General features: G+C 74.2%; 8 protein-coding genes. 4 read left to right on the top strand and 4 right to left on the bottom strand.

Going from position 1 to position 13,058, the window contains the following annotated elements; all coding sequences use genetic code 11:
• Positions 1-12: 12 nt before the first annotated feature.
• The 4 genes from ACQPYE_RS30685 to ACQPYE_RS30670 all read right to left on the bottom strand — a co-directional run bounded on the left by ACQPYE_RS30685 (position 13) and on the right by ACQPYE_RS30670 (position 6,662).
• Entirely contained in the window at positions 13-660 is a 648-nt protein-coding gene (locus ACQPYE_RS30685; protein ID WP_498716381.1) for a hypothetical protein, read from the bottom strand.
• 128 nt (positions 661-788) lie between these two features.
• On the bottom strand, positions 789-4,220 hold the full coding sequence (locus ACQPYE_RS30680; protein ID WP_498716377.1) for a TM0106 family RecB-like putative nuclease: 3,432 nt from the start codon (positions 4,218-4,220) through the stop codon (positions 789-791).
• Positions 4,221-4,389: 169 nt separating this feature from the next.
• The gene (locus tag ACQPYE_RS30675; protein ID WP_498716375.1) at positions 4,390-5,535 is read right to left on the bottom strand and encodes an aKG-HExxH-type peptide beta-hydroxylase; all 1,146 of its coding nucleotides are present in this window, start codon (positions 5,533-5,535) and stop codon (positions 4,390-4,392) included.
• Positions 5,532-6,662 (bottom strand): FxsB family cyclophane-forming radical SAM/SPASM peptide maturase, encoded by a 1,131-nt coding sequence (locus ACQPYE_RS30670; RefSeq protein WP_498716374.1) that lies wholly within the window; start codon positions 6,660-6,662, stop codon positions 5,532-5,534. The genes ACQPYE_RS30675 and ACQPYE_RS30670 overlap by 4 nt, the downstream gene beginning before the upstream one ends.
• Before the next feature lie 210 nt (positions 6,663-6,872).
• Between ACQPYE_RS30670 and fxsA the strand changes: the two genes are divergently transcribed.
• From fxsA to ACQPYE_RS30650, 4 genes are all read left to right on the top strand, one after another.
• Positions 6,873-7,040: an FxSxx-COOH cyclophane-containing RiPP peptide gene (gene fxsA, locus ACQPYE_RS30665; protein ID WP_498716372.1), complete on the top strand. Its 168-nt coding sequence runs from the start codon at positions 6,873-6,875 to the stop codon at positions 7,038-7,040.
• A 92-nt stretch (positions 7,041-7,132) separates the two neighbouring features.
• A complete protein-coding gene (fxsT, locus tag ACQPYE_RS30660; RefSeq protein ID WP_498716370.1) occupies positions 7,133-10,867 on the top strand; it encodes an FxSxx-COOH system tetratricopeptide repeat protein in 3,735 nt (1,244 codons plus the stop codon).
• Positions 10,868-10,886: 19 nt separating this feature from the next.
• The gene (locus tag ACQPYE_RS30655) at positions 10,887-11,849 is read left to right on the top strand and encodes a hypothetical protein (protein ID WP_498716369.1); all 963 of its coding nucleotides are present in this window, start codon (positions 10,887-10,889) and stop codon (positions 11,847-11,849) included.
• A 31-nt stretch (positions 11,850-11,880) separates the two neighbouring features.
• Entirely contained in the window at positions 11,881-13,053 is a 1,173-nt protein-coding gene (locus tag ACQPYE_RS30650; protein ID WP_498716368.1) for a hypothetical protein, read from the top strand.
• Positions 13,054-13,058 lie beyond the last annotated feature (5 nt).

The following is a 13,058-nucleotide window of genomic DNA, read 5'->3' as shown; positions in this document are numbered from 1 at the left end:
AGGCGGTCGGTGCTAGTTGTTCGCCGCGCGCCGGCGCAGCACGATCAGCAGGGCCGCGCCACCGCCGAGCAGGACGACGCCGATCACCAGCGGGATCGCGATGCTCGCGCCCGTGTTGGCCAGGCCGTCACCCGTGTCGGCCACCGGCACGACCGCGGCGGTCGTGGTCGTGGTGGAGGTGGCGGGCGCCGAGGACTCCGAGGTGGTGACCTCGACCGCCGTGGTGGTGGTCGTGGGCTCGGTCTCCTCGGTCGTCGTCTCGACCGTGGTGGTGGTCGTGGTGGTCGTGGTGGTGGTCGTCGTGGGGACGACGCACGCCTCGACGGTCTTCGTCTCCTTGAAGGAGTACTTCTTGTCGTCGGCGGCGGTCACCTCGACGACGAACACCCGCTTGACGTCGCCGCTGGCCGAGTACTTGCCCTCGAAGCTCGCCCCGAAGTCCTTGTTCTCCAGCTCGTCGGCGTCGTCGAGGGTGACCTTGACGTGGTTGGCCTTGTTCTGCGCGTAAGCCGTGAGCTTGACGGTGAGGGTGGTCGTGCCGTCCTTGCACGAAGCCTCGAGCCGGGGGGTGTGCGCGGAGGCGGGGACAGCGGCGAAGACGGTCGCGGCGACGGCGGCGACAGCGGCACCGACCAGGGCACCGACTCTGGCGAACTGCATGTGAGGGCTCCTGAGGGAAGGGCTGAGGAGAACCGCGTCACCATATCGGGGGCTTTGTAACAACCCGATCGGGGGTTCGGTAACTACTTTCCGTAAAATTGTGACCTAACCTCATCACTCTCGTCGCCTCAGTCGACGTCCCAGCGGGCGGCGTCGGCCATCAGACCGATCATCCCCGAGACCAGGCGGAGCTGGTCGACGCCGCGGATGTCCGCCTCCACCAACCTCGGCGAGCACACCACGACCGCCAGGGCCTGCGCCCGTGACAGCGCGACGTTCAACCGGTTGCGGGACAACAGGAAGTCCAGCCCGCGCGGCAGGTCGACGGCGGCCGACGAGGTCATCGTGGTGATCACCACGGGCGCCTCCTGGCCCTGGAACCGGTCCACGGTGCCGACCCGCACGTGCTCGTAGCCGTGCTTCTCCAACTCGCGCCGCACCAGGCGCACCTGGAGGTTGTACGGCGCCACCACCACGATGTCGGAGTCGTCCAGCGCCCGCGCGTCCGGCCCGTCCGTCCACAGCCGACCCATCAGCGACCGCACCACGCCCACCACCGCGTCCGCCTCCTCGATGGACGACGTGGTGTTGTGCGAGTGGTGCACCGAGTGGACGTACACCCCGGACGGCACGCCGTCGACCCCGCGCGCGGCGGCGCTGGGGTGGGCGTGCAGGAGCCCGGCGTAGGACAGGTTCGACACCGGCGCGCACACGGCCGGGTGCATCCGCCGCGTCTGGTCCAGGAAGTAGCCCAGCTCGGGCGGGATCACGTCGGCGTCGCCGATCAGGTGCCCCAGCGCCGACGCCTCCGCGCCCGCCGGGTGCGTGCCCTGCACGACCTGCGGCAGCTGCTGCGGGTCGCCGAGCAGCACCAGGTTGCGCGCGCACGTCGACACGGCCAGCGCGTCGGCCAGCGCGAACTGGCCGGCCTCGTCCACGATGAGCACGTCGAACGGCTGCTCGCGCAACGCCGCGTTGGCGAACGTCCACGCCGTGCCGCCGACCAGGTGCCCGCCGCCCTGGTCGTCGCGCCACCGCACCAGCGCCGGGTTGTCGCGCGGCTGCTCCCAGGAGCAGTCCTTCGCGGGCGCGCCCTTCGCGCGCTTGGCCGCGGGGATCGGCACGCCGAGCTCGCGGCCCGCCGCCAGGGCCGCGCTCAGCACGTTCTCCACCGCCTTGTGGCTGGTGGACGTCACGCCGACGCTGCGACCGCCGCGGATCAGGTGCGCGATCAGCCGTCCCGCCAGGTAGGTCTTGCCCGCGCCGGGCGGGCCCTGCACGGCGAGCGTGGAGCCGTCCAGCGCGTCCACCGCCGCGATCACGTCGGCGATCAGGTCGTCGCTCCTGGGCAGCGCGCCGGTCCTCAGGCGCGGCGGCGTGCGGCGGATCAGGTCGATGCCGGGGTGCGGCGGGAGCGCCGGCAGCCCGTCCACGACCGAGCGCGCCAGCTCGTAGACCGCCTCGTCCTTCGGCTTCGGCTGGACCGGGCTGCCGGGCAGCACCGCGACGGGCTGCTCGCCGTGCACGTCGTCGGGCGCGACGCTCTCCAGCACCACCATGTCCTCGGCCGACTCGGCGAGCACCACCGCGTCCCGGGTCACGTTCGCGGGCCTGCCGGGGTAGAGCAGCCGGACCTGGTCGCCCTTCGCGAACGGGTGCGGCCGGTCCGGGTCGCACCACACCCGCACCTCGCGCTTGGCCTTGCGGACCCGCCCGGACGGCATCGCCCAGTCCTGCGCCCGCACCGACACCGGCACCGCGCACGCGCTGTCGGACTCCAGCTCGGACAGCGGCGCCGCCATCTGCCGGAAGAAGTCCCACCACGCCGGGTTCGTCTCGCGCCGGTGGTAGCCGACGGCGGCGGCGAGCAGCGCCCGTGCCCGCTCGTCGTCGGTCGCCTCGGCCGGGTTGTCCGGCAGGCCCGCCAGCAGCGGGTCGACCACGGCGGCGAGGCGTTCGGCGCGTTCGGCCCGGCGCTGGGCGGCGAGCTCGTCCTCGATCTCCTCGGTGAACGACGGCTCCGGCACGTGCGGCTCGATGCCCGCCTCCGCGCGCACCTCCAGCAGGAACCGGTAGAGCCGCAGCGTGGAGACGCAGTCGTAGGTGTTGTAGTCGGCGATGCCGGTGAGCACGTCCTCGGCGCGGGCCGGGTCGGCGTCGCGCAGGGCCAGGAACTCCTCGTACGCCTCGATGCTGGAAACGGCCGTGGTGACCTCGCCCGCGCGTGCCTCCGGCATGTAGAGCGGTTCCAGGTACTTGATCGAGTACGACCGCTGGGACACGCGCAGGGCCTTGCGCACGACGGCGTAGAGGTCGACCAGCGCGCCGGAGCGCAGCAGGTGGTCGACGGCGTCCTCCCGCGTGCCGTGCAGGGCGGCGAGCTTCTTGAGCGCGTTCACCTCGTACGGCGCGTAGTGGTAGACGTGCGCGTCCGGGTGGGCTTCCAGCGCCCGGGTGGCGTGGTCGACGAACCGCTCGAACGCCGCCTTCTCCTGCGGCCGGGTGTGCGCCCAGAACGGCGTGAAGCGCTCGTCGCCGTCGACCACGCCGAACAGGTACTCCAGGCCCTCGCCGTCGAGGGCGAACGGGTCGCCCTCCATGTCGAAGAACAGGTCGCCCGTGCTGGGCGCGGGCAGCGTGGCCAGGGCCTCCGGCGCGACGACCTCGTAGGCGACCTTGCCGGTCGGGTCGTCGTCGGTGCGGGAGTCGTCCTGGATGACCTGGAGCGCGGCCTGGGCGCGCAGGCCGGTGAACGTGGCGGCGGACATCGTCGCGGGACGGTCGGCGCGGGTGGCGTTGGCGAGGGCGTCGATCGTGCCGAGGCCGGCGGCGGCGAGCTTGCGGCGCTGGTCGGCGCGGATGCCGGCGACCAGGGACAGGTCGCGGTCCCGTTCGCGGCCGGTGGCGCAGTGCCGGCCGAAGCGGCAGGTGGCGCACGCCGGGCGTTCGTCGTCCCAGAGGCGTTCGGGCAGGGTGGCGGGTGCGGCGAGGCGTGCCGTGAGGCGGGTCTGGAGGTCGCGGACCAGCGGGAGGAAGTCGGCGACCTGGAACGTCTTGGTGGCGCCGTCGCCGAGCAGCAGGTGCATGGCGGGCCCGGCGTGGTCCTTGAGCGCGTTGGCGTAGGCGGTGAGCTGGACGACGGCGGCCGGGGTGGCGTGCCGGGCGAGCTTGGCGTCGTGCGGCTCGTAGCCCCGGTCGGTGGCGACCAGGAAGTCGGCGCGGCCGTGGAAGCCGTCGGCGTAGAAGACGGCCTGGTAGATCACCGGGGCCCGGTCCGCCATCGCCCGGGCGGTCAGCTCGGCGGCCCGGGTGATGCCCGCGTGCGTCGGCGCGGGCTGGGGGATCTCCACGACGTCGTGCGCAGTGCGGAACTTCGCGAGCACGGCCTGTTCGTGCGCGTGGCCGTGCCGGGTGGCGAGGGTATTCGGCTGGGCGTCCGGCACGGGTGCGCCGGGCAGGCCGGTGGCCAGGGCCAGCGACAGCCGGGCGCGGTGGTCGCACTCCAACAGGTCCACCAGGTCCGCCGGGGAGTGCACCAGGTGGCCGTCGGCGGTGAGCATGGCGGGCAGTATCGCGGCCGGACCCGCCAACCCGGCGGACCGCGCGCGGCGAGTCGCCGGACTGCGGCCACCACCACCCGGCCCGCGCCACGTCCCGAGCGTTCAACTCGGGTGTCCTGAACGTAGGACACGCCTGTTTCGAAGGTAGGACACGCGCGACGTGTGAGTTCTACGGTCGGGGGAGGGGGCCGTTGGCGGCTTGCCAGCGGGCCTGGTGGGCGGCGGCTTCGGCGGCGGCCACGGCTTCGGCGGCCGGGGGGAGCGATTCGGCGCACCAGGCGCGCAGGACGGTGGCCAGCTCGGTGACGAAACGGACGCCGGTCGGCGTGAGCTCGTCGCCGGCCAGCAGGGCCTCGGCGGCGATCAGCGCGGCCGAACGCCAGCGCGCGTACTCGACCCGCGCGGCCGGACCGGGCCGGGCACGCCAGAAGCCGGCCACGCCCAGGTGCGCGTAGGTGCCGTGCAGCAGACCGGCCGCCGGGCGCGGGTCCTCCCGCCACGGCGCGTAGAACAAGGCCTCGCTCCCGGGCTTGACCAGCGCGAACAGGTCCATCAACGCCACCAGCTTGCTGTGCTGCGCCTCGTGCGCGAGCGTCACGGCCAACGTCTCCGCGTCCGGCGTCGGCGACAGGAACACGCACCCGAACGCGTCGGCCAACGTCGCGCTGCTCGTGCCCGTCGGCGACGACGGCATCGGCGTCAGCACCGACACGACCTCGGCGAACTCCGCGGCGAGCACCGGGTGGTCGCGGGTCAGCAGGTCCCACGCCGCGCCGAGGGCGTCCCGCCACCGCGGCAGGTCGACCGACGACGCCACCGGCAGCTCGTCCGGCACCCCGCCACCGGCCCACAGGTCCACCTGGAGGGAGTGCGCGCCCAAGCGGATCTCCGGCAACGGCTCGTAGGCCAGCCCCGGCCCCACCACCACGCCCAACGACGGCAGCGAGAAGACCTCCACCGGAGGGAACTCCAGGTCCACCGCCACACCAGCCCGCACCGCCGCCGCGGCCGCCGTGAACGCCAGCTCCGCCGGCCGCGCCCCGGCCCCCCGGCGCGCCGCCAACGCGGTCCGCGTCGCCCACGCGCCGACCGACGGGTGGTCCAGCACCCGGTCCACCGCCTCCGGCGCCACCCGCGCCACCTCCCGCAGCAACGAGAACGCCTCCCGCGCCGCCGGGTCCGCCGCGATGGACCTGATCATCAGCAACGTCCGGCTGCGCCGCGCCAGCCGCAGCGTGCGCACCGCCGGACCACCCCCGCCCCGCGCGAGGGCGGCGAAGTCCGAGGCGGTGACCCGGAACGGTCCGACCGTCACGCCAACGCCGCCAGGTCCGCCGCCACGCGCGACCGCACGTGCCCGATCAGCCGCGCCAGGTCCGGGCAGTACACCGACGGCCGGTCGAACCCGGCCCCCTCCAGGAACCGGTGCGCCCGCAGCCCGCCGCCGCACGCCGACACCACCGGGCACCGCCGGCACGGCTCCGACAACCCGGCCAGCCCCGACCGCCCGGCGCGCACGTCCGGCAGCTCCAACGCCGCGTCGAACGGGTCGCGCGCCACGTGCAGCCCCGTGGCCGAGGCCGCCGGCGAGGACGACGCCAGGATGTCCGAGGCCTCGATCGTGCCGTCGGTCTCCACCACCACCTGGGCCGACGGGCTCAACCCGATCCCCTCCACCCCGGAACGCCCGCCCAGCAACACCGCCAGCAGCTCCTCGAACAGCCGCACGCGCGTCACCGGCCGGGGGTACCAGACGTCGAACACGGCGATCAGCCACTCCGCGTACGGCGTCGAGCCCGCGCCCGCGACACGGCCCGGCGGCGGCACCGACCAGTTGCCGTGCGGCAGCAGGAAGTCCACCGCGGGAGGCGAGAGCTCCAGCAACGACTCGTAGACGCGCAGCGGGTCTTCGGCCACGTCCACCACGCACAGCAGACCGCCGTACACCGCCGGGAACGACCGCATCGCCGCCAACGCCGCCCGCACCGCCGCCCAGCTGCCGCTGCCGTCCGGCCGCACCCGGTGCCGGTCGTGCGCCCGCGGCGTGCCGTCCACGCTCACCCCGACCCGGACGCCGTGCGCGGAGAACAGCTCCAGGAATTCGCGGTCGAGCAATGTCGCGTTCGTCTGCACGGCGAACCGCACCGGCACCGGCACGACCGAGCGGAACCGCGTGATCAGCGACTCGATCGCGGCCCGTCCGGCGAGCAGCGGCTCACCGCCGTGCAACACCACTTCGACTTCCGCCAACCCGTGCCCGCGCACGTGTTCCGCCACCCGTTCGGCGGTGTGCGCGACGATCTCCGGCGACATCGCCCTCGGTCGGGCACGCCACCGCTGGTCGGCCAGCTCGTAGACGTAGCAGTAGTCGCACGCCAGGTTGCACCTGCCGTGCACCTTGAGCACGAACTGGCGGAACGGCAACCCATTCCCCGGGTTCACCGCCACCACCCCCCAAAATTCCCGCACCACAAGCAATCGAGACCCCACCAGCAATCAAACACAGCGCGCCGCCCACTACCTCCGCCAATCGGAGGATTCCCGACGGTGACCGTTGTCGTTCACTACGATGGGAAGTGCGCCGCCGGCGTTCGCCGGCAATCAGGCGACTGCGGTGGTAACCGCAGCATTGCGGTTAGGGGGTAGGTGGAGATGACTGCCGAACCCGTCCTGGAGTCCGAACTCCTGGACGTCACGGGTGTGGACCTGGCCCGGTTGGCGGAGCTGCCGGACACCGCGCTGCGCGCCGCGCTGCACCGGATCCTCGCGGACAGCGCGGAGCTGCCCAACCGGTTCGCGGCCTTCGAGAGCTCCTTGTGACTGCTGCCGTTCGGGTGAAACGCGGCTGAGTCGCGGGCGAGCGGCCCGCGCCACCGGTATTCCCAAGTCCCCCCGCCGCTCAGGAGCAGCAGATGAGCACCCCGCGCACCACACCGGGCCCCACCGGGGTCACCGCGTTCCTGTCGGCGACCGGAGGGACCGGCCGCACCAGCGCGGTGGCGAACCTGGCGTGGGCGTTGGCCGCGGCCGGGCAACGGGTCCTGGTCGTCGACTGGGGCTCCGAGGTGCCGCGGGTGCGCGAGTACCTGGAGCCGTTCCTGGTGGCCCGCCTCGGCCTGCCGGACGCGTTGGGCCGCGGGCTGCTGACCGCGTACCGGGCCGACCCGGCGCACGAGGACGACCCGGCGCCCGTCGTGGAGCGGTTCGCGCCGCCGGCGGGCGACGTCACGGTCCCCGGCCACATCGACGTGGTGTCGCCGATGCCGACCGACGCGGCGGGCCGGCCGCGGCCCGAGACCAGGCACGGTGACGCGGGCGCGATCGCCGAGCTGCGCGCCCGGCTGGCCGAGTCCGACTACGACCAGGTGCTGATCGACGCGCCGACCGGCGCCGGCGACGAGACGCTGACGCTGATCGCGACGCTGTGCGAGCTGGCCGTGGTGTGCTTCCGCCCGCGTCCCCGGGCCATCGCCGACGCGGCGGACCTCGCCGGCCGGTTGCGCAAGCGCGCGCCGATCCGGATCGACGTGGTGCCGGTGGCGACGTTGTTCGACGACGCCGACGAGCAGTCGCGGGCGCAGCGCATCCGGTCCGCGATCCGCGCCGCGTTCGCCGAACTGCTGGCCGGGCAGGCGAAGCGGGTCCCCGACGGCGGCACGATCGAGATCCCCTACCGCCCGTTCGACGCGTTCGACCCGCTGCTGGCGATCCTGGTGGAGGAGCCGGGCACGGGCGGCGCGCTGGAGGCGCAGTACGGCAGGCTGGCCGCGGCGGTCACCGGTGGCGCGGTCACCGAGGTGGTCCCGGTGTCGCCGGTGCTGCGCGCCCGCTACCGGCGGGTGTTCGGGCTGACGTCGACCACCGAGCCGGACCGCGTGGTCCTCGTCCACGCGCCGCGCGACCGGGCCTGGGCGGACTGGGCGCGCGGCCAGCTGGAACGCGCGGGCGCGCGGGTGCGCCGGCTGTCCGACGCGCGCGAGTGGTTCGAGGCCGACGTGCCGCCGGGCGTGCTGATCCTGTCGTCGCCGCACCTGGGCCCGGTGGAGCTGCCGGCCCTGCCGCTGACCGTGCTGCGGCTGCGGTTGGCCGAGGACGGTCCCGCGGACGGCGGGCTGGACGTGCGCGAGCACACCCCGGAGACGTTGAGCGCCCGGCTGCTCGGCCACTTCGGCCTGATCGACCGGCCCGGCACGGTGCACGAGCCGGGGATGCGGACGCCGGGCAGCGACCCGGGCGTGTTCGGGCTGCCGCCGCGCCACCCCGGCTTCGTCGGCCGCGACGAGGCACTGGAGGCGTTGCGCGACCAGCTCGCGGCGGCCGGCGACGGGCGCGCGGTGGTGACGGTGAACGGCGTGCCCGGTGTCGGCAAGAGCGAGTTGGCGCTGGAGTACGCCTACCGGTTCTCGTCGGACTACGCGGCGGTGTGGTGGCTGTCGGCGCACGACCGGCAGTCGGTGCTCAGCGGCCTGGCCGAGCTGGCGGTCCGGTTGAGCCAGCCGGGCTCGACCGACTACGGCACGCTGTCCGCGCTGGAACGGCTGTCGAACGACCCGGCGTACGCGCGGTTCCTGCTGGTCTACGACAACGCCGACGACCCGGACGTGCTCGCCGACGTGGTGCCGGCCGGCTCCACCGGGCACGTGCTGATCACGTCGGGGCCGGCGGACGGGCAGGCCGTCGAGCTGGTGCCGATGCGCGCCGAGGACAGCGTCCGCCTGCTGCTGGACCGCGTGCCGGGGTTGACCGCGGAGGACGCCGGCCGGGTCGCGGAGGCCGTGGGCCACCTGCCGCTGGCGCTGGACCTGACGTCGTCCTGGCTGGGCGAGACGGCGCGGACCGAGGTCGGCGCCGGGTCCCGGGACGCCGACGCCGCCGCCTGGGCCACCCGCACCCTGTTCGAACGCCTCGGCCGGTCCGAACCGGACGGTGTGGCGCGGGTCGTCGACGTCGCGGTGGACACGTTGCGCGACAACGCGACCGGCCGGTTGGCGGTGCTGGTCGCGGAGCTGTGCGCGTTCCTGTCGCCGGAGGGCGCGGACCTCGGCCTGGTGCGCTCGCCCGCGTTCCTGGCCAGGGTGATCGCCTCGGGCGGCGTGGACGCCGAGCCGCTGGAGCTGGACGCCGCCGAGATCGACCGGGTGCTCTGGCACGGCGCGCGGTACGGGCTGTACCGCGTCGACTGGGGCGACCAGTACTCGCTGCGCATGCACCGCGTGGTGCAGCGCGCGTTGCGCGACCGGATGTCGCCGACCGACCGGGAGCAGCGGCGGGCCGACGTGCTCGGCGCGCTGGCCGCGGTGGCGCCGACCGAGGTCGAGGGCGAGTCGCCGACCCGGCACGCCCGGTTCGCCGAGCTGCAGAAGCACGTCATTCCCTCCGGCGCGCTGGCCGGCGACGACCCGAAGGTGCGCCGCTGGCTGGTCAACCAGGTGCGGTTCCTGTTCACCGACGGCGGCGCGGGCGTGCGCCGGGCCGCGCTGGAGCCGGGTCGGGCGCTGCTGGACTCGTGGACCGAGCGGTTCGGCGCGGCCGACCCGCTGCGCAACCGGTTGGCCACCGAGCTGGCCAACGTGCACCGCGTGCTCGGCGAGCCGACCGAGGCGCTGCGGCTGGACGACCTGGCGCTGGCCCGGCAGCGGCGCGCGCTGGACCTCACCCACCCGCGCCCCCTGATCACGGCCCGCGGCCGTGGCGGCGACCTGCGCGGGCTCGGCCTGTTCGCCGAGGCGCTGGCCGAGGACCAGGCCACCTGGGAGGGTCTGCGCTCGGTGCTCGGCGAGGACCACCCGGAGACCCGCAGCGCGGCCAACAACCTGGCGTCCTCGATGTTCCTGTCCGGCGACGCGGCGGGCGCGCTCGCGCTGGAGGAGGACAACTACCGCAGGCGCAGACGGCTGTTCGGCACGGGCGACCCGCGGACCTGGGCGACCCTCGCGCAGATCGGGCTGTACCAGCGGGAGCTGGGCCGCTACCCGGAGGCGCTCGACTCGCTGCTCCACGCGTCGCAGCAGTTGCAGGCGCTGCGGCACGAGCTGAACCAGGTGCAGATCGGCGTGCAGTGGAACCGCGCCATCGCGCTGCGCCTGGTCGGCCGGGCCAAGGAGGCCAAGGAGCGCACCGGCAAGGCGTTGCGGGACTACCGCGAGGTCCTCGGCCCGCACCACCCGTACACGCTGGGCTGCGCGTTGAGCTTCGCCGCCGACCACCGCCGCGTCGGCGTCGACCCGGAGCTGGCCGTCGAGCTGGCCCGAACCGCCCTGAACGGCTTCCGGCAGCACGTCGGCCTGCGCGAGGACCACCCGTTCGTGGCGCTGTGCAAGCTGGGCTTCGGGCTGGCGCTGCGCGCGGCGGGCGACCCGGCCGGCGCGGTGAGCCAAGTGGAGGACGCGACGCGGACGTTGCGCTCACGGCTCGGCGACACGCACCCGTGGACGTTGGCGGCGGCCATCGACGAGGCACGGGTGCACGCGGCGGCCGGTGACGCGGACCGGGCCGCCGAACTGATCGCCGAGGCGCACACCGACTGCCTGGAGTTCCTGGGGCACGATCACCCGCACACCGCCGCGGCGGCGCACAACCTGCGACTCGCGGCGCACCCGACCGACCAGGACTGGCGGGAGTGCGATGTCGACGTCCCGCACACCTGACCGCGCAGGAGGGAGCGGCGTGGAGCTGCACGAGGAGCAGGCCGAGCACGTCGGCCCGGAGTTCGACCTGGCCAGGCAGGCGTGCCACGAGGCGATCGCGGACACCCCCGCGCTGCACTACCTCGCGCACTACAGCAACGGCGTGTTCGACTTCGGCATCGACGCCCTCGGCGACCCGCCGCCCACCCCGGACGCGCTGCCCGGCGGCACCCGCCGCGAGGAGCTCAAGCGGCTGGGCAGGCACCTCACGTTCCAGGTCGCCACGCTGGACCGGGCGTTGCAGGAGGTGCGCACGGGCCGGCTGATCCGCACCGTGCTGCACACCGAGGAGGGCGCGCTGTTCTGCGACTCCGTCGTGCCGACCGAGCACGTCGTCGGCCTGGTGCTGGACCACTCGGGCGCCGGGCCGCTGTTCGGCCACCCCGCCGTGGACGAGGCGGACCGGGCCGTCGCCGGGCTCGCCACCCGGCTGCGGGCCCAGCTCAGCCTCGGCTCGCTCAACCCCGGCGGGTGGGAGAGCGCGGTGGACGTCAAGCCGCTGCCGGTGGTGGAGGAGGTGGGCGCGCACGTGACGGCGGGGGAGGGGCCGCTGACCGCGTGCCTGGCGGCGGTGCGGGCGCAGGACCTGCACCTGGTGGCGCACGTCGCCGGCGGCGAGGTGCGGGCGATGGTCGACTGCCTCGGCGACCCGTCGCTGGCGCCGTTCTTCAAGCAGGTCACGGTCGACGCGCGGCGCCGGTTCTACCACGGGTTCGCGCAGGAGCTCGGCGCGGTGACGACGAAGCTGAACCGGGCCGTGAGCCCGGTCGTCGGCGGGCTGATGGAACGACTCGTGATCGACGTCGAGATGGGCGCGATCTACTACTACCGGTTGCGCGCCGGCGAATACCTGGTCGGCGTGACGATCGACCAGTCGCGGGTGCCGGTGGCGGATGATCGAATGTCCGCTTTGGCGGAAGAACTCACTCCACTCGGTCCTTGAACACTCATCCACCCGTGCCTACCGTGTAATGGTGACGCCCGTGATCCGCTCGGCCGCGCTGCTCTCGGCCCTCGGCGCGGGCTGGCTCGTCGCCTGGCAGTTCGGACTCCGTGAGGTCGACCGGTCGCCGGTGTACGGGTTCTTCATCACCGCACTGCTCGGATTCGGTTTGTACGCGAGCACCAGCGGGATCGTGATCGCGGAATTCCGCAGGCAACTGCGCACGGTCGTCCTGGCGGTCACGATCGGCGTGCTGGCGAAAGTCGCGCTGATCTTCGCCGTGGTGTTCTTCGCGTTCCGCGACCCGGCCCACCTGGTCCTCGCGGTGGCGGTGGCGCAGATCGACCCGCTGTCGGTCGCCGCGATGCACGCGAAGTCGCGGATGTCGGACTCGGCGAAGGCGCTGCTGTCGGCGTGGGCGTCGTTCGACGACCCGATCACGGTGCTGCTCACGGTCTACCTCACCGCGTTCGCGCTGAGGGGCGGCGCGGTCGGCGGCGTGGGGACGTTCGCGGTCGACCTGGTGCTGAACCTGGCGCTGGCCGGGGTGGCGTTCGTGCTGTGGTCGCTGGTGCGCGGGCGGGTGCGGCGGGCCGAGGCCGGTGGCCGCGCGGTCCGGTACGCGGTGCGCGCGGTGATGGTCGTGGCGGTGCTCGCCATCGGGTTCGTCGCGGTGCAGCACTCGCTGCTGCTGGCGCTGGCGCTGCTGGGTCTGTTCTTCCGGCCGGACCTGGGCCGGTGGGTGGACGGGCTGGCGCAGGCGGGGATGTTCCTGGCCACCGCCGCGGTCGGGCTGGTGCTGGCCGCCGAGTTCAGCTGGGCGCTGGCCGGCGTCGGCGCGGTGCTCGGCGCGGCGGCGTTCGGCGCGCAGGCCGTGGTGGCGTTCGGGCTGACGGCGCCCAAGCGGTGGCGCGGCGACCGGGTGCGGCTGGCGCTGGGCCAGCAGAACGGGCTGACCGCGATCATCCTGGCGCTGCTGCTGGAACCGGTGTTCCCGGGCGCCATCGCGGTGGTGGCGCCGGCCGTCATCGTGGTGAACCTGCTGCACGCCGTGACGAACGGCGCCTACGACCGCTGGTCGGCGACCCGTCCGGTGCCGGTGCCGGTGCCGGTGCGCCGGCCGACGCGCGTGCCGAGGGTGCCGCTCAAGCCGGCCCCCGCGCCGCAGACGGCGGCGACCTACCGGGTCAAGCCCACGCCCTGAGCGGC

Origin of the sequence: Actinosynnema sp. CA-299493, assembly GCF_050946825.1 — a bacterium.
Classification (GTDB): Bacteria; Actinomycetota; Actinomycetes; order Mycobacteriales; family Pseudonocardiaceae; genus Actinosynnema.
Note: the sequence above shows the minus strand (reverse complement) of the source record. Positions and strands in the feature narration are given on the sequence as shown.

Bases quoted from the DNA above. Each gene is read 5' to 3' on its own strand.
- ACQPYE_RS30685 (WP_498716381.1), bottom strand. From the start codon at position 660: ATGCAGTTCGCCAGAGTCGGTGCCCTGGTCGGTGCCGCTGTCGCCGCC.
- ACQPYE_RS30680 (WP_498716377.1), bottom strand. From the start codon at position 4,220: ATGCTCACCGCCGACGGCCACCTGGTGCACTCCCCGGCGGACCTGGTG.
- fxsA (WP_498716372.1), top strand. From the start codon at position 6,873: ATGACTGCCGAACCCGTCCTGGAGTCCGAACTCCTGGACGTCACGGGT.
- fxsT (WP_498716370.1), top strand. From the start codon at position 7,133: ATGAGCACCCCGCGCACCACACCGGGCCCCACCGGGGTCACCGCGTTC.